The sequence below is a fragment of the Xanthomonas citri pv. citri genome (assembly GCF_000961215.1).
In the GTDB taxonomy this organism is placed as follows: domain Bacteria; phylum Pseudomonadota; class Gammaproteobacteria; order Xanthomonadales; family Xanthomonadaceae; genus Xanthomonas; species Xanthomonas cissicola.
This window is the reverse complement of sequence record NZ_CP008998.1, coordinates 3,471,211-3,489,053: the sequence shown is the minus strand read 5'-3', so window position 1 is coordinate 3,489,053 and position 17,843 is coordinate 3,471,211. Positions and strand designations below refer to the sequence as shown.

Below are 17,843 nucleotides of genomic sequence, written 5' to 3'. Positions count from 1 at the left end.
TGTAGAGGCGCGACCGGTACTTGCACCCGTGATGGCCGCGCAGCATCCTGCCTCAACCTAAGTTGAGGTCAAGGCAATGCAACGTGAGTTGTCCGTGGGCGAGGTCGCCAAGCGCAGTGGTGTGGCGGTGTCGGCGCTGCACTTCTACGAGCGCAAAGGCTTGATCAGCAGCCTGCGCACTGCCGGCAACCAGCGCCGTTATGCGCGCGATGTGCTACGGCGGATCGCGGTGATTCGCGTGGCGCAGCGACTGGGCGTGCCGTTGCAGCAGGTGCTCGATGCCTTCTCCGTGTTGCCGGATCAACGCACGCCGACGCGTGCGGAGTGGGCGCGCATGTCGGCGCGCTGGCGGGGCCAGCTGGACGCGCGCATCAACGAACTGCAGGCCTTGCGCGACCAGCTCACCGACTGCATCGGCTGCGGCTGCCTGTCGCTGCGTCGCTGCCGCCTGAGCAATCCGGACGATGCCATGGGCCACAGCGGTGACGGGGCATTGCGGTTTGGGGCCTGAGTGGCGGAGTAGGTCGGCCTGGCCAAGCGGTCCATCGCACCGGGCTATGCCAGGGGTTGGTGGACCGGCGCGGAGACGGTCTGCGCGTGTGATGCGTGGCTGGCGCTCCAGCAGAGCAGAGCATCCGTCGGCGGCATGTCCGAGACCTCAGGCAGCCGCAACCGGGACCAATGGCATTCCCGCGCATGGCAACGTGCGCCGTAGGATGGGAATCCCTTTCCGCCGCAGGATTTCGCATGACCCCCACCGTGCGCCGATCACTCACCGTTGCATTGTCGCTGGCCTGCGTCACCGCGCCGGCGCTTGCCGCTGCCGCGCCAGCCAGCGCCGCCACAGCCGCCCCGCCTGCTCCGGCAAGCGTGTTCGATCCGCTGGCCTTGTTCGCACCCCTGCAATTGCCCGACGCCCCGAACGCCTACCGCAGCGGCAGCGGTGTGCCCGGCCCGGCGTTCTGGCAGAACCGCGCCGATTACGATCTCAGCGCCAGCATCGACCCGGCGACGCATACGCTCAGCGGCGAGGCCGCCATCACCTATACCAACCACAGCCCCGACACGCTGGACGTGTTGTGGCTGCAACTGGACCAGAACATTTACCGCGTCGATGCGCGCGCTGCCGCCAGCCGGCCGCTCAAGCGCAAAGAGTTCACCGATGGCATGCAGATCGCCAGTGTCGAGATCGATCAAGGCGGGCGCCGCCAGTCAGCGCACTTCATCGTCGACGACACCCGCATGCGGGTGGATCTGCCGCAGCCGTTGGCCGGGCAGGGCAAGGCGCTCACCGTACACATCCGGTACCGCTACACGATTCCCGGCACCTGGGGCGGGCGCACGGCGGTGAGTGCCAGCAAGCAAGGCGATATCTACGAGATTGCGCAGTGGTACCCGCGCATGGCGGTGTACGACGACCTGCGTGGCTGGGACACGCAACCGAATCTGGGATCGGAGTTCTACCTGGAGTACGGCAATTTCGACTATGCAGTGACCGTGCCGGAGGGCTTTCTGGTCGCCGGCTCCGGTGCGCTGACCAATCCGCAGGACGTGCTCAGTCGCACCGAGCAGCAACGCCTGGAGCAAGCACGCAGCAGCGACCGCACCGTGCTGATCCGCACGCCTGCCGAGGTAACCGCACATGCGGCCAAGCCGGCGGGCAAGGGCACGCAAACCTGGCGCTTCCACATGGACCACACCCGCGACGTCGCATTTGCCGCATCGCCGGCGTTCGTCTGGGATGCGGCGCGCATCAATTTGCCGGGCGGCAAGCACGCGCTTGCGATGTCGGTGTACCCGGTGGAGGGCGTGGGCGCAGACAAGTGGAACCGCTCTACCGAATACGTCAAAGGCGCCATCGAGCATTTTTCGCAGTGGTATCCGTACCCGTGGCCGGCAGCGATCAACCTGGGCGGCTATGGCGCCGGCATGGAATATCCAGGCATCGTCTTCGATGGTTTCGAAGACGGCGGCAAGGACCTGTTCTGGATCACCGCGCACGAAATCGGCCACACCTGGTTCCCGATGATCGTCGGCTCCAACGAGCGCCGGCATGCGTTCATGGATGAAGGTTTCAATACCTTCATCGACGTGTATGCATCGGATGCGTTCAACCAGGGCGAATACGCGCCCAAGCGCGATTCGGAATACGCGCCCAAAGGCGGCAACCCGGTCGACGAAATACTGCCGCTGCTGGCCGACACCCGTGCGCCGACGTTGATGGACAATGCCGATTCCACCAGCGAGACCTATCGCCATCCGCTGACCTACTTCAAGGGCGCACTGGGCCTGGTGCTGTTGCGCGAACAGATCCTGGGTCCGGCGCGTTTCGATCCTGCGTTTCGCAAATACATCGCCACCTGGGCCTACAAGCATCCCACGCCGTCGGACTTTTTCCGGCTGATGGAAAGCGAAAGCGGTGAGGACCTGTCCTGGTGGTGGCGCGGCTGGTATCTCAACAATTGGCAGCTGGACATGGGCATCGCCGACGCGCATTACCTCGACCACGACCCGGCCAAGGGGGTGCAAGTCACATTGCGCAGCCGGCAGAAGCTGGTGATGCCGGCGACCCTGCGTGCGGACCTGGCCGATGGCAGCCACCTGGACCGGCGCGTGCCGGTGGAAACCTGGCTACAGACCGCCACGCCCACGCTGACCTTGCCGACCACCCAGAAAGTGCTGCACGTCACCTTGGACCCGGACCATGTGCTGCCAGATGCCGACCGCAGCGACACGCGCGTGGACGTGACCGGCTGAGCAGTGCGCCGACGTGGCCGCAGCGCGGTCGCGTCGGCGGCTGCGTGCGGCGACCGGCCGACGGGAACGGAAACAGTCGCCTGCGTTGACCACCAGCCGCGCGCAGGAGTTGTCCGGCATCGATCGGCAGCACGCAGACGCCGCGGCTCCTGAGCAGTGGCGAGGGCTCCCCCCGACAACGGACTGCGTTTGTCCGCTGCTCCAAACGCGGCGCAATCGATTGCGAAACGTGCGCCATCTCCTTCGCACGCTACGCTTGTTGCCGCACCGACACACAGGCGACATGCAATCGGCAGGCGCATGCAGCGCGCTGCCGTGTTCGATGCATCGCCCAATTGGACACGCGCAATCCAGACGCGCGGCGCGGGTCGTCGATCCGAGGTTTGCGCAGTCACCGCATCCAACTCCATTGCGACACGTTCATTGTGCAAATTGCACCGTTCGACCCGACGGTTCTTGCGTAATGCCGTGATAACGCTTACAGCCCCGCCAGCATTGAAAACCGCATGCGGGCTCAAGCGACTGCGGTATCGGCTGTAACAGTGCATAGCCATCACTATGCTGCAACGCACGGTGACAAGCCCTTTCTGCCCTGACTAGGCTGCGCGGCATGTTAGCGCTATCACTGGCTGGCACGTCGTGCCAAGGACCTGCAACAAACGCAGCAATGGCGGAGCAGCGCCGTCGCTGCGGCGGGGACGCGCAGGCACACCGCAGGTCGACGGTCGAAGGGGCGATCGGCAGCCTGCGTGCTAGGGGACAAATCGAGGGCAACTGAACAACGTCGAGCGGTTGTTGCGTGGTGCGTGTGGCGCGGTGAAAGGACGGAGATGCTGGCAGAGCATGTCGATCCAAGCGCCGGCTGCGCCCGCACGACACATGCAGGGCGTTGGATTGGTGGCTCCAGCAGTTGCAGCAGCGTTGGCCACGGCCTGTCGGGCAGTGGCCGCGATTCCGCCGTATCGCATGGCGCGATATCGGCCGTTGGCGGTTGGACTCCACTCCCGAGGACACATCGATGCGTCGTACGTTGAACAGCTTCAAGTCGAAGGCCATGTTCACCTTCGTTGGCGGCCTGTTGGTCATCAATCCCGCCTTTGCGCAGGATGTCGCTCCGCCGCCCGCGCCGGCGCCGCAATCCAGCAGCGATTCGGCCACTACCCTGGATGCGGTCAACGTGACCGGTATCCGCAACAGCCTCAACCAATCGATGGGCATCAAGCGCGATGCCGCCGGCGTGGTGGATGCGATCAGCGCCGAAGACATCGGCAAGTTCCCGGACACCAACCTGGCCGAATCGCTGCAACGCATCACCGGTATTTCCATCGAACGCCGCGATGGCGAGGGCGCGCAGGTCACCGCACGCGGCTTCGGCCCGCAGTTCAACACCGTCACCCTCAACGGCCGTCTGATCCCCGGTGCCGATGCCTTCGGCGCGCCCGGCCAGACGCCGATCGGCGGCGTGGATGTCGGCACGCGCGCGTTCAACTTCGCCCAGCTCGCCTCCGAAGCCATCACCGGCATCGAGGTGTTCAAGACCAGCCGCGCGACCGCGCCCAGTGGCGGCATCGGTGCCACGATCAACATCCAGACCGACAAGCCGTTCAATCACGACGGCGTGGTGGCCAATGCCGGTGCCAAGATGGTGTCGGACCGCTCCGAGCCCTTCGGCGATTCGCTCACCCCGGAAGTGTCGGGCATCTTCAGCTATACCAACCCGGACAAGACCTTCGGTATCGGCCTGAGCGCCAGCTACCAGAAGCGCCATGGCGGTTCGGTCCAAGCCACAGAAAATACCTGGAATATCCAGCGTTGGACCGGTACCGACCCGGCGCTGCGCCCGGACGCGGTGGTGACCAATGCCCCGGCGATCGGCCAGTTGTACGGCATGCCCAACGATCTGCGCTATGCATTCGCCGATTTCCAGCGCGAGCGTATGAATGGCCAGGCGGTGATGCAGTTCGCACCGACCGACAGCCTGACCCTGACCCTGGATTACACGTATTCGGCCAACGAGATTCGCGAAGAGCGCGGTGAGCAGGGTATCTGGCTGCAACGTGCCAACAGCTTTACCGATCTGACCTTCGATACCGGCCAGGCCGTGGCTACGCCGGTCTATCTGCGCGATGTGCCCAACGGGGCGAAGGACTTCGGCATGGAACAACAGCGCAACGAGCAGAAATACACGCTCGGCTCGCTGGGCTTCAATGCCGATTGGCAGGTGAGCGACCGCTTCCAGTTGAGCTTCGATGCGCACAATTCCAAGACGCAAAGCTTGCCCAACGACCCGACCACGGGCGGCAGCGCGACCTATTTCAGTTTCGCCGGCACCAACAACTGCACCAATGGGCCGTACTGCGGCGGCCAATGGGGGCAGGAACTGTGGTTCAACAATTCCTTGCCGATCGGCGCACGCACCTGGTACCCCACTGCGGCCGATTCGCTGGCAAACACCAATGGCGTGGTCAATCCCGCCTTCACGCCCGCCGAGCTCGGCTCGCAGGTGTTGCGCATTTTCTACCAAAAGCAGGTGACCGAAACCAAGGAAGGACGCCTGGACGGAAAGTTCGACTTCGACGACGGGCGCTTCCAGTTTGGCGTGAGTTCGACCAACACCACCATGCAACGCCGAGTCAGCGAGACCAACTCGCCGCTGGGCGATTGGGGCGTGGCCAATGCGGGCAACGAGCCGGGCATGGTCGCGTTGCTGCAGCCGGTGAGCATCACCGGCATGTTCAAGGATTTCAATCCCAGCGGCGCGGCGTCCAGTGCATGGCGTGGCGGTGCCGATCAGCTGGCGCTGTGGGGCGGAAGCCAATACGGCGCAACCACGCGGTACAACCCGCAATACACCGCAGACAACCGGGTGGAAGAAAAGACCCGCGCGGCCTACGTGCAGTTGGAAATTGCCGGTGCCATCGCCGGGATGACCACCAATACGCGGCTGGGTTTGCGCTACGAGCGTACCGACGTGGAGTCCACCTCGCAGGTGGCCACGCCCACCGCGCTGCTGTGGCTGTCCAACAACGACTTCCAGTTGATCCGCTCCACCGACCAGCAGCCTTTCAGCGAGAAGACCAGCTACAACTACATCCTCCCCAACATGGACTTCAGCATCGATTTCACCGATTCGCTGAAAGGCCGTGCCTCGTTCGGCCAGACCATCGCGCGCGCGCCGTACAACAATCTCATCGCCGGGCCCACGCCCAACACGCCCAACGGCTCGATCCTGATCAACCCGTCCAACCGCGCCGGTGGCGACTCGCAGACGCCCACGCTCGATCCGTTGGAATCGGACAACCTCGATCTGGCACTGGAGTGGTATTTCGCCGACGCCAGCTACGTCTCAGCCACGTTCTGGAACAAGCGCGTGAGCAATTTCATCGGCAACACCGTCACGCGTGAATCGCTGTACGGACTGACCGACCCCACCTCGGGGCCGGATGCCCAGGCCGCACTGGCGTTCCTGCAAAGCGGGGCCTGCGCCGCTCAGGTGGGCGCGGCCGGCAACGATGTCGCGGGCGCGTGTTCGGCCAACGACACCTCGCTGTTTGCGGCCATGGCGCTGCTGCGCAATGCTGCTGCCACCGGCGGGCTGAGCGCCTACAACGGCAGTTCGGCGCAGAGCCTTGCGCTGGAGAATGCCTACGATATCGCCGGCAACGCCTCCGACCCGCTGTATCAGTTCGATGTGTCGCGGCCGATCAACCAGAACAAGGCCAACATCCATGGCTGGGAACTCGGCGGCCAGTACTTCTTCGGCAGCACCGGGTTCGGCATCTACGCCAACTACACCATCGTGGAAGGGGATGTGGCCTTCGATAACACGGTCATCGATCGCGATCAGTTTGCGTTGCTCGGTCTGAGCGACACCGCCAACGTCATGCTGATGTACGAAAAGTATGGCTGGAGCGCACGCCTGGCCTGGAACTGGCGCGACGAATACCTGATCGCTGCCAACCAGGACAATGCCAACCGTAACCCGTACTACGTCGAGCCGTATCAGCAGTTCGACCTCAGCGTCAGCTACGCATTCAACAAGCAGCTGTCGGTGGGCTTCGAGGCGATCAACCTGACCGGTGAGGACGTCCGTTGGCACGGCCGCTCGGAGAAACAGATCATCCGCCTGATCGACCAGCAGCCGCGTTACACCCTGGGCGTGCGGTACGCGTTCTGAACCATCACGCGTTGTTCTAGCCGTAATACTGCGGTCGCTATCGTGTGATGGCGGCCGCAACCGGCCATTGCGCCGTTGCTCGCGTGCGGTCTGCAGCCGGGTATTGCCGCAGCGCCCGCGCCGTCGGGGTATAGGCAGTCGGCCTTGCAGTGCGCACGCATGCGTCACTTGCCGGCTTCGCAGTAACGCAGCATGTTGCTGCCCTGCGGCTTGCCGGCGCACGCTTTTTTGGCAATGCTCAGCATCGATATGCGCGCGGGGAATGCGTGCGACCGAATTCCTCCATGACTGCAGTCCTCCGCGACGGACGGCTGCTGGAGCTTTAGATGACGCGATACGCAGTGCTCAACAACGTGGCGCATCACGACCTGCGCGTGATCCTGCGCTTTGGTGCGGAATTCGGCGATGCGGTGGGCGTTGTGCCGGCCTTCGTGACCGAATATGCCGAGCTGCAACGCGAGTACCCGCTGTTCTTCCGCAAGGATCCGGCCGGGAGTGGTTACCGGCCGGTGGCGCTGCTGGGCTTCGCACAGGATGAAAACCTGTTTCTGCAGGACGGGCGCTGGAATGCCAGCTACCTGCCGGGCATCGTTGCCAAGGGACCGTTCCTGATCGGTTTCCAGGAGCAACACGTCGACGGGGCCTTGGTGCAGGAGCCGGTGATCCATGTCGACCTGGAACATCCGCGCATCAGCCGCAGCGAGGGCGAGGCGGTGTTCTTGCCGCAAGGCGGCCACAGCCCGTATCTGGAACACATCATCGGCGTGTTGCGCGGCATCCGCGATGGGCTGGACGCGGGGCAAGCGATGGCGGCCGCCTTCGAGGCGCTCGGCCTGATCCAGCCGGTGCGGCTGGACGTTGCGCTGGATGCTAGCCATGCGACGCAGTTGCAGGGCTTGTTCGCCATCGACCGCGAGCGGCTTGCCGCCCTGGATGCGCAAGCGCTGCAGCAGTTGCATCAGGCCGGCTATCTGGAAGGCGCCTTCCTGATGCTGGCATCGCTGCACAATGTGCGCCGGCTGATGGCCGAAAAGCAGCGCCGTCTGCAGCAGTCGCACAGCGCCCCCGTTGCCGCGTACGCCTGAGCGTATGGCCGCACGTGCAACCGATCCGTCTGTCGCCGCAGGCGCCGCCATCGCCATTGCCGAGCGCAGCGATTGCGGCCCTGATGGATTGCCGCTGCCCGCACTTTGCGACGCCGCCGAGCCGGTGGTGCTGCGCGGCGTTGCGCGCAACTGGTCGCTGGTGCAGGCCGGGCTGCGCAGCGCCGATGAGGCCATGGCGCTGTTGCGCGCACACGACACGGGTCGCCCCCTGCAGTATTCCTATGGCGGCCCGGAGATCGGCAGCCGCCCGTTCTATCGCGACGATTGCAGCGCGCTCAACTTTCAGGTGCAGCGCGGCAGCGTGAGCACCTTGCTGGATGCCATTGCGGCACATCGTGACGACCCGCAGCCGCCCACCTATTACCTGGCCTCGTTGCCGGTGGACGCCAATTTGCCAGGGTTGCGCGCGCACAACGATCTGGATGTCGCGGCCAACGGTGGCCAAGTGCAGCCCAGCATCTGGATCGGTAACCGCGTGATCGCCTCGTGCCACTACGATGCGCTGGATAACCTGGCGTGCTGTGCGGTCGGGCAACGGCGCTTTACGCTGTTTCCGCCGGAGCAGGTCGCCAATCTGTATCCGGGTCCGCTCGATCCCACGCCGGGCGGACAGGTGGTGAGCATGGTCGATGTCGCCCATCCGGACCTGCAACGCTTTCCGCGTTTTGCCGATGCCTTGCCGCATGCGCGCAGCGTGGTGCTGGAGCCGGGCGATGCGTTGTTCATTCCCAGCATGTGGTGGCACCACGTCCAATCGCTGCATCCGTTCAACGTGCTGATCAACTACTGGTGGAGCCGTGCGCCAGCGCACCTGCCTGCCGCGATGCCGGCGCTGTATCACGCGCTGTGGGCGATTCGCGACCGCCCCACAGCGGAGAAGCAGGCATGGCGCGCGTTGTTCGATTACTACGTGTTCGGCCCTGCCGAGCAGGCCGGCGAGCATCTGCCCGAACCGGCGCGCCATGCGCTCGGCCCGATCGACCCCGTGCTGTCGCGGCAGCTGCGCGCCATGCTGATCGGCAAGTTGAACCGCTGATGTGCGGCATCGCCCTCAACCCATTCCGCAGGAGTGCGCAGTGACTCAGGCTCAGATTCGCAGGGTGGTGATCGCCGGTGGTGGAACGGCCGGCTGGATCGCTGCCTGTGCGCTTTCGCATCAATTCCGCAATTTGCTGGACATCACCCTGGTCGAGTCCGAGCAGATCGGCACCGTCGGTGTGGGCGAATCCACGGTGCCGCCCATTCGCACCTTCCACCGGTTCCTGCAGATCGACGAGCAGGAATTCCTGCGTGCGGTGGCGGGTACCTTCAAGCTATCGATCTCGTTCGAGCATTGGCGCCGCCACGGCGAGCGCTACATCCATCCGTTCGGCATCACCGGCCAGAGCACCCTGGTGTGCGCGTTTCACCATCTGTGGCTGGAAAGCCAGCGCCGCGGCATGCCGGGTAGCTTCGGCGATTACTGCCTGGAGACGGTGGCCTCGCGCGTGGACCGCTTTGCGCTGCACGGCGAGCCGGCAGTCAATTACGCCTATCACCTGGATGCGGCGCTATATGCCAAGTTCCTGCGCGCGCGCAGCGAGGCCTGCGGCGTCAAGCGTGTCGAAGGCAGGATTCAGCAGGTGACCGTGCAGCCGCATAGCGGCGATGTCGCCAGCCTGGTGCTGGAAGACGGGCAAACGATCGAAGGCGATTTGTTCATCGATTGCAGCGGCTTCCGTGGTCTGCTGATCGAGCAGACGCTGCACACCGGCTACGAAGACTGGAGCCATTGGCTGCCGTGCGACCGTGCGGTGGCGGTGCAGACCGAAGCCCTCGGCCCACCGGTTCCCTACACCCGCGCCATCGCGCACGAAGCCGGCTGGCGCTGGCATATTCCGTTGCAGCATCGGGTCGGCAACGGCCTGGTGTTTTCGAGCAAGCACCTGTCCGATGACCAAGCGCACGCCAAGCTGCTGCGCGATGTGGCTGCGCCTGCCGTCAGGGAGCCCTGGATGGTGCCGTTCCGCACCGGCCGCCGGCTCAAGGCCTGGAACAAGAATGTGGTCTCGCTCGGCCTGGCCAGCGGTTTTATCGAGCCGCTGGAATCGACCAGCATCCATCTCACCATCTCTGCGGTGGTGCGGCTGCTGGCGCTGTTTCCGGCCGAAGGTATTGCGCCCTCGCAGGTGCAGCTGTTCAACGACGTCAGCCGCGCTGAAATGGAGCACGTGCGCGACTTCGTCACCTTGCACTACCACGCCACCCAGCGCGACGAACCGTTATGGCAGCAATGCCGGCAGATGGAACTGCCCGAATCGCTCGCGCTGCGCCTGCGTGCCTGGCGCGAACGCGCGCACGCCTGGCAGGGTGCCGATGAACTGTTCCGCGTCGATTCCTGGACCCACGTGCTGATGGGGCAGGGCATTGCGCCCGAGCAGCATCACCCGCTGACGCGCGCATTTTCCGACCACGACCTGCGCCGCCTGCTCGACGGTATCGCCCAACCGATCCAGCACGCCGTGCAGCAGATGCCCTCGCAGCAGGACTTCATCGAACGCTACTGCAAGGCCGGCGAACAGGTGTGGGGAATGCGCAGCCCGGTGCCTGCCTAGAGCGTGTCATGCACTTTTGAGAAGAGATGCAACCCTCCGGGAAGCGCCCTGTGGGCGCCGATACCGCGTTACGCGCTTGCCCAGGCGGCCCGCCTGGGCCGCAGCGCACGCCTTGTCGCGACGCGGCACAGGACGCTTCGCACCCACCTCAACGGACATAACACGCTCTGGCGCCGCATTGAATCGCTGCGGGCGGGCGCAGTGCGCGCCCGTGCTACAGCCGCATCAGATCCTTGCCCACCACGATCGGCCCGGCGTAATGCTTGCGCGCGCCTTGGCTCCACATCGCATCGGTGATGGACGCATCGCCCCCGGGGACGAAGTGATTGAGCACGAGCATCTTCGCGTTGGCCGCAGCCGCAATCATGCCGACCTCTTCGCTGGTGGAGTGGCTCTTGAGCAGATGGTCGAGCAATGTCGGCGCGTTGTCGTTGGTTTTCAGCATCCTTTGCAGTGCTGGCAGATACATCACTTCGTGGACCAGCACGTCGGTGTTCTTGGCGAACTCGGCCAGCGCGGGCAGGTAGCGCGTATCGCCGGAGAACACCACGCTGCGGTCGGGCGCCTCGAACCGGTAGGCAAAGGCCGGCTTGAGGGTGTAATGGTCCACCAAGGTGGCAGTGACGGTGACCTGATCGTTCGTCAGGACGGTACCGGGCTGGTCGAACTCATGCACATGAATGAGCGCTTCGAACGGCGGACGGCCTTCCTCACGGATGCGTGCCTGGATGTCGATGGCATTCATCGCGACGAAGGCATCCACCATCCTGGCGATGCCGGGTGGTCCATACAGATGCACCGGCGTCTGCAGGCCACTGGCCCAGGCCAGCCACACCACGTTGAGCAGATCGGCGTTGTGGTCGGAGTGGTGGTGGGTCAGAAAGATACCGCGCAGCATGGGCAGCCCAATGCCAGCCTTGGCCAGTTGCTGCGCCACGCCGTTGCCGCAATCGACGAGATACGGTTGCCCGTCGATGACCAAGGCATTGGCGGCCGCCGCCCGCAATGGCGAGGGTGTCGGGCCACCCTTGGTGCCCAGCAGCACCAGCACGCTGCCCTTGGTCGGAAAGGGTGCAGTCGGCGCGGGGCCGGGCTGGGAAGATGTTTGTCGTGCCGGGGGACGTGCCGCAGCGCCGAGCTGCCCCACCGCAGTCAGCGCACTCGCAGCTAATGCAGTGCGTAGCAGCGTGCGACGGGAACGGGAGGGATGAGATGCGGTCATTGCGGCTCGTGTCGATGTGCGTGGGTTGAGTGTCGACGCAATTCTGCGTGCTGGATACACAATACGGCAGGCGTCGCTGGCAGCGGTCCGAAACAGCGGCCCATGCGCTGTTTTTTCGCAGCTCCTGCTGCCAATCTCAGAATTCGCGCGCAATGAATTGATCCAAGGCCTGCGAACGATAGAACGCCATGCATTGGGCGAAGATGCGATTGAAGGGGCCACGGCGCGCTTCGTCCTTCATCGGGACTTCGCGCTTGTCCAAACCCGCCGTGTTGGCATCGACAAAACGATGCAGGCGGTCGGTTGCGCCGGCCTTGGCGTTGTCCATCGCGTAGGTAGTCAGCAGATACGAGCGGTCGCGCAGCTGATCGGGTGCGTACTTGCCGCTATGCGTGTAGTTGTCATCCAGGCATCGCTGCAGTGCGTAAGCCTTGATGTCCTCGCGATCGGCCGGCTTGCCGGCCGCCAGGGCAGGGGTTTGCAGCGCCAAGGCAGCAAGGGTGATAACCCACAGTGGGGTATGTATGCGAACCATGGGCGGCCGTTGTGAAGGAAAAGACCCAATCAGTCTGCATCATTGCGTCGCTCGCCGCCGGTAGCGCAGCGTTGGTGCAGCCGAAGCCAATCTCGCATTGCCCGATTTGCCGAAGTGAGTCTTGTACACGCACCGTGGCGGCAACGCACCGACGCGCTTGTCGGGCGAGGCTGCAAAATAAGCAGCTGTGGAGCGATGCCTCGCGCGAGCGCATCACGCCATTGCCATGAGTACGTGGCAAGAAGATGGTGGTGTCATTCGAAGGCGTGCGGACATTGCAGCGTTAGGGGCAGCGCATGCACCCATCGCTGAACCGTAGACGCCTCGCCCGGCAAACGGATTGCCGGAACAAGCGCGATCAAGCGTGGCAGGCGCAACATCGCCTGCCACGCGGCTTGGCCGCTTACTGGCCGAAGTAGGTAGAAATGGTGGAATACACGTCCGAGAAGCGCGAGTAGTAATCCGGATCGGTCTGCGCGCTGCAGAACGAATAGCCGCCATACAGGCCGCCACGCAGCTGGTAGGCGCCACCGCTGGCGATGGTGAACAGGCCCGAGCCGGACGAGCCGCCTTCGGTGACACCGTCGTTCCAGACCACACGATAGAGCGGGCTCTTGCCATCGATGGAGCTGCTCAGCGCATTCACCGTACCCAGCGAATACTTCTTGACGTCGCCCGATGGGTGATGGATGCCGACAATCGAAGTACCGGTAGAACCGATCGCCGCGCTATTCCACGCTGCGTAGAATGCGCCGCTTGGCGGTGCGGTCTTCAGCTCCAGCAATGCGGTGTCGCGCGTGGTGTTGGCATGCCGCAGGAATGCGCCGCCCGTCAGTGTGGTTGCCTGCGAGCTGACCGTACTGCCATTGCAGCTGGCCGCATCGTAGAACCAGTATGTCTGCAGCGTGTTGGCCACGGTCTGCGTGCTGATGCAATGCGCCGCAGTCCAGAACAGGTTGCGTTTGGGCGAATTGGTATTGTTGAGCAGGGTGCCGGTGCACAGGAACGAGCCCTGGCTGGTGGTGAACACCATGCGCGCCACTGCCTTTGCGGCGCTGGTAAAGCCGGTCGTGGGGTTGGCACGGCAGACGATATCGTTCTGACAGGAATCGCTTTCGCCGATGGCAATGGTCATCATGTCGCGCGGGCTGGCAGTGGGGCTGATATCCAGATGCGACAGCTGCGGGATGCTGAGGCTGAAGTTCTCCGGATACAGCCCGGCCGGCAGCGACAGTTCGACCAGCAGGTCCTCGCCACTCACCGTCGGCGACCACCCGATATCGTTGCCGCTGGCAGCAAAGCTGGCGCCGGATTGCTCGAACACGCGACCATCGTTGCCGGCAAAGCGCAGCGTCGCCTTGGACGGGTCGCCAGGCGTTGCACCGGCGCCACGCAGGATCAGCGATGCACGCAACGATGCCGCCTGTGCGGAACTGACTTTGAGGCTGGCCACGCGCGAGCCATCGGGAGCCATCTGCCAATCGAGCCTGGACAGGTTCACCGTCGGCTGTGCGACTGCACGCGAAAAACCGATCTGCAACGGCTGCCCCTGCTTGACCTGCGCAATGCGACGCTCGCGCACACGGCCGATCTCGGCACTGGTGGGTGCGGCAAGTTGCACCACGCGCGTGGGCAGAACGCCGCCGCGTAAACTCGCCGATTGCAACGTTGCCGCACCAAGCTTGGCCGCCTGCGGCGCGGTGGTGACCGGCGCTGCATCCATCTCGGTCGGTGGAGCGGCCGCTGCGGTGCCGGAAATAGCGGAAAACAACGCCAGATACATCGCGTTCTTGCGATTCATGGGTAGTCCTTCTCGTCAGGGATCGTCAGGCTGCAGCGGGGGCTGCAACAAGCGGGCGCCATCGTTGGCGCCGAACGAGCCTAGCGGAAGTTCAAAGATGAATATGTGCTGAAAATCTCTTTCGGGAATGGAAAGTCGTTCTCAGTACAAAGCTCGCACGAGTCTGCCAACCATTGGGCCGTCGTGTCGTCGGCCCGGACGTCGCGGTAGCTCCCAGGGCGGCCATGTTGGTTCTGGTCAGCAGGTGCAAGTCCAGCATCCTGCTGCGCAGTGGCAGCTTGGTGTCTTCAATCCACGTGATCCTCGTGGTGGCGATCAGCGCTCCTAGGGCCCTGGGAGACCTCACCCCGGCCTGGAGGGATGCACAGCGATAGTGAACCCTTCGTTCGTTTTCACGGCGGTGGACGACATCTCTGGCTGCTTGCCAGGCGGGGATATCACCAGAATCTCTGCGCACTCACGTGGAACATGTCGCATGCGACCCACTTCAACTTCTTTTCCAAGTCTGCCGCACGCGCAATCGCGCGAGAGCGATAGCTGCGTGCCTGTCTCCGCTACCGCTTTCCCCTGGCACGTGCGCGAGAGCGCCAGTGCGTTTCCCGGTCTCAGCGCTGCGCCGGTCAAACGCGTACGCAAAGTGACACAATCAATCGTGGCTGATGCGTCGCGGTCATCTGGCATGCGTCTGCCGCAGGTAGATACCCAGGTATGCGATCTCGTCAGCGCGATTGCCCAAGTGGATCATGCATCGGCGCAGCCACACGGACAGGATCCGCAATGGGAAATGCGCTGCCGCACCGTACTCGAAAGCATGCGCGCATGCGCAGGCGAATCCTACAAGGGCGATCCGGCGACGGTGGCTGACATCGATGGGTTGCATCTCAATGTGCCGATGTCCACGCGGCGGTTGAAACTATGGGAGCGAGAGACCGACGACGTGATTGTCGCGGTGCTGGGTTTTTCCGGTACATGCCTGGATGCGACCGACGACCTGTTATGCGACATGAAAAGCCTGATCGCGCAGGTACACGTCAACGTCTTCGACGAGCGCCTTCCGACCTTGGGCAAGGTTGGAGCGGGCTGGCAGGAATGGTGGCAGTCCGAAGCTCAGTTGCCGCGCGCCGACGGAACCGTCATGAAGGACGTGCTGAAACGCTACACGAATCGCGCGCGGGAGAGCGGCAAGGCGTTGTCGATGTCATTGACGGGACACAGTCTGGGCGCAGCAGCGGCCACGGTCGCCGGTTTCGACATCACGCACTTTTTGCGCGCGGCCGGAGCCCCGGGCAAGATCAGCATTTATTCATTCAATCCGCCGCGGCTCGGGCCAGCCGGCGCCGACAAACACTATATGCAAAGCTTGAGATCGAAGTACAGCGAGCTGCGATTCACGCTGCGCCAGTTTACGCGCGCTCTGGATCCGATCCAGTCGGTGCCCTTTTTCATGCATCACCCGCACTGGGATCACCCCGGGGCTGCTGACGAGCGCGCCGGCAGCACCAGCGGTGATCGCTTCGCTCAGTTCATCACCGTGACGGACGGCCCGGCCAGCACTGTCAACCCGGCGGACAATCACGAATTGACGTTGTGGCGACCTTATTTCCTGTCCAAGATCGAGCCGGCCGATCTGCAGCGCATCTTTTCTCCCATGGAAGTGCCACAAGGGACATCCGGAGACCGGCGTCTTCCCCGCAGGCGACTGTTCGCCTCGTTGCTGCCGTACCGCGAGCCGCCGGCCAATAGCCGGCCGGATTAAATAGCCGGCAATCAATTGCGAATAAATTTTCTAGGCCAAGAGGGATTTTCTAAAGCGTTATCAATCCTGACCCCTGGCCATGAAGATCGCTCGCTGCACGTCAAACCGGCGCCAGGCAGTGCTTGGACTGCGACATGCCCGTGGCACGTCGTGGCAGCATCTCGCGAAAACGGATCGATGGTTGAGCGATCGTCCATTTCTGCAACTAGAGCCCTGCGTATCCGCATTGATGGCGTGATGCACCACGCTGATGACGCGTTTGAGGTTGCCCAGCACGAATTTGACCCGTCGCGCTCCGCGGCACCGGTGGGCCAGGAGTAAGCCGGCACAACAGACGGTGCTGCTGTGCCGGCTATTCCAGCGCGTCGCTGGCGCGGAATTCGGTGGAGCGTCCGCTGAGTTTCAAGAACGCCAGTACCGCCAGCCCTACCGCCATCCACGCAGCGCCGCCCAGTTGTGCATGCAGATCGGCATTGAGCAGCACGTAGGCCAGGATGACGATCCCGATCAAGGGCACCGCGCCATGCAGCACATGCCGGCCCTGGGTGCGGAAGTGCCACAGCACTGCGATATGCAGCAGCACGAAGGCGGTCAGTGCGCCGACGTTGCACAGCGACGACAGCAGCGCGATCTGCCCGACGAAGACTTCGCCCAGTACCAGACTCAGGCCCGCCACCAGCAGGATCGCGCGCTGCGGCACGCCGGTGCGTGGGTGGATGTAGCGCAGAAAGCCCGGCAACTGCCGGTCGCGCGCCATGGCGAACAACAGCCGCGAGGTGGCCGCCTGTGCAACCAATGAATTGGCGATTGCCGCGCTGATCGCCACGGTGAGCGCAATGACGATCTGCAGCCATGGCCCGGCGATCAATCGCCCGATCTCGAAGAACGCATCGTTGGATGCCTGCGCGCTTGGGTAGCGCTGCAGGGTGGGCTGCAGCAATGCCGCCAGCCAGGTTTGCAAGACGAACAGCCCTGCCACGATCAGCAATGCCAGCAAGGTTGCACGTCCCACCACACGGTTGCCGCCGCGCGCTTCCTCGGACATGGTGGAGATTGCATCGAAGCCGAGGAACGACACCACCGCCACCGACAACGCGCTGAAGATCAACTGCGGAGAAAACGCTTGTGGGTTATACAGCGGGCGCCAGCTCCAGTGCGCCCCATTGACGCCGCGCTGGATCGCCAGCGTCGCCAGCACCACGAACACCGCCAACACCAGCAACTGCGCAAGCAGGAAAAAGCGATTGGCGCGTGCGGTGGTTTCGATGCCACGCAGGTTCACCACCGTGTTGAGCACCACGAAGAACGCAATCCACGCCGGCTGGGGTACCGCCGGCAACACGGTATGCATCGCATTGGCGCCGACCACATACAGCAGGGTCGGCACCAGCAGGTAGTCGAGCAGAATCGCCCAGCCGGCCAGAAAGCCCATGCCGCTGCTCAGCCCGCGCCCGACATAGGCATACACCGAACCCGCCACCGGAAATGCCTGCGACATCTGCTGGTAGCTCAGTGCGGTGAACAGCATCGCCACGAAGCCGACCAGGTAGGTCAGCGGCACCATCCCGGCACTGATGTCGAAGACGCCGCCGAAGATCGAGAACGGCGCCGTGGGCACCATGCACACCAGCCCGTAGATCAACAGATCCTTGAGCGTGAGCTGCCGCTTGAGCTCCTGTGCGTAGCCGAAGCGTTCCAGCGTGGCCGCATCGTCGCGGCGTGGTGTGTCGATCATGCAGGTGTCCGCTGAAAGGAATGCCGGCACGCAGCGCAAGCGCCTGGACGACCTGAACGCCGGTGCCATGCTGCCGCCATACGACCGGCATTGTGACGATAATGTGGCCGGCAAGCCCATCCATTGGCAAAAGTGCTAGGTTTTCCATGCTGGATGTCAT

At 63.8% G+C, this 17,843-nt stretch carries 12 protein-coding genes; 8 read left to right on the top strand and 4 right to left on the bottom strand.

The genetic code is table 11. The features are described from left to right. The first annotated feature begins 76 nt into the window (after positions 1-76). The 6 genes from soxR to AMD14_RS15610 all read left to right on the top strand — a co-directional run bounded on the left by soxR (position 77) and on the right by AMD14_RS15610 (position 10,634). Positions 77-511 carry a redox-sensitive transcriptional activator SoxR gene (gene soxR, locus AMD14_RS15635; RefSeq protein WP_005917564.1) on the top strand — a complete coding sequence of 145 codons (435 nt, stop codon included), beginning with the start codon at positions 77-79 and terminating at the stop codon, positions 509-511. 236 nt (positions 512-747) lie between these two features. Continuing rightward, positions 748-2,757 (top strand): M1 family metallopeptidase, encoded by a 2,010-nt coding sequence (locus AMD14_RS15630; RefSeq protein ID WP_011051966.1) that lies wholly within the window; start codon positions 748-750, stop codon positions 2,755-2,757. 1,018 nt (positions 2,758-3,775) lie between these two features. Next, positions 3,776-6,934 carry a TonB-dependent receptor gene (locus AMD14_RS15625; RefSeq protein WP_015463452.1) on the top strand — a complete coding sequence of 1,053 codons (3,159 nt, stop codon included), beginning with the start codon at positions 3,776-3,778 and terminating at the stop codon, positions 6,932-6,934. A 326-nt stretch (positions 6,935-7,260) separates the two neighbouring features. After that, positions 7,261-8,019: a SapC family protein gene (locus AMD14_RS15620; protein WP_011051964.1), complete on the top strand. Its 759-nt coding sequence runs from the start codon at positions 7,261-7,263 to the stop codon at positions 8,017-8,019. A gap of 4 nt (positions 8,020-8,023) precedes the next feature. Further along, positions 8,024-9,076, top strand: a complete 1,053-nt coding sequence (locus tag AMD14_RS15615) for a cupin-like domain-containing protein (protein WP_005913415.1) — start codon at positions 8,024-8,026, stop codon at positions 9,074-9,076. A 40-nt stretch (positions 9,077-9,116) separates the two neighbouring features. Beyond that, positions 9,117-10,634 (top strand): tryptophan halogenase family protein, encoded by a 1,518-nt coding sequence (locus AMD14_RS15610; protein ID WP_011051963.1) that lies wholly within the window; start codon positions 9,117-9,119, stop codon positions 10,632-10,634. A 214-nt stretch (positions 10,635-10,848) separates the two neighbouring features. Here AMD14_RS15610 and AMD14_RS15605 read toward each other — a convergent pair whose 3' ends face one another. The 3 genes from AMD14_RS15605 to AMD14_RS15595 form a co-directional block, all read right to left on the bottom strand. After that, positions 10,849-11,856 carry an MBL fold metallo-hydrolase gene (locus AMD14_RS15605; RefSeq protein ID WP_015472443.1) on the bottom strand — a complete coding sequence of 336 codons (1,008 nt, stop codon included), beginning with the start codon at positions 11,854-11,856 and terminating at the stop codon, positions 10,849-10,851. A gap of 136 nt (positions 11,857-11,992) precedes the next feature. After that, positions 11,993-12,391: a hypothetical protein gene (locus AMD14_RS15600; RefSeq protein WP_011051961.1), complete on the bottom strand. Its 399-nt coding sequence runs from the start codon at positions 12,389-12,391 to the stop codon at positions 11,993-11,995. 403 nt (positions 12,392-12,794) lie between these two features. After that, positions 12,795-14,192: a trypsin-like serine peptidase gene (locus AMD14_RS15595; protein ID WP_005933254.1), complete on the bottom strand. Its 1,398-nt coding sequence runs from the start codon at positions 14,190-14,192 to the stop codon at positions 12,795-12,797. A gap of 475 nt (positions 14,193-14,667) precedes the next feature. Here AMD14_RS15595 and xopAP point away from each other — a divergent pair, with 475 nt between their 5' ends. Continuing rightward, a complete protein-coding gene (gene xopAP, locus AMD14_RS15590) occupies positions 14,668-15,948 on the top strand; it encodes a XopAP family type III secretion system effector (protein ID WP_425508925.1) in 1,281 nt (426 codons plus the stop codon). 352 nt (positions 15,949-16,300) lie between these two features. Here xopAP and AMD14_RS15585 read toward each other — a convergent pair whose 3' ends face one another. Beyond that, the gene (locus tag AMD14_RS15585; RefSeq protein ID WP_003491039.1) at positions 16,301-17,683 is read right to left on the bottom strand and encodes an APC family permease; all 1,383 of its coding nucleotides are present in this window, start codon (positions 17,681-17,683) and stop codon (positions 16,301-16,303) included. On the opposite strand from AMD14_RS15585, the gene AMD14_RS25090 reads away from it, so the two are divergent. Further along, entirely contained in the window at positions 17,682-17,822 is a 141-nt protein-coding gene (locus tag AMD14_RS25090) for a hypothetical protein (RefSeq protein WP_016850087.1), read from the top strand. The genes AMD14_RS15585 and AMD14_RS25090 overlap by 2 nt on opposite strands. The last annotated feature ends 21 nt before the right edge of the window (positions 17,823-17,843 follow it).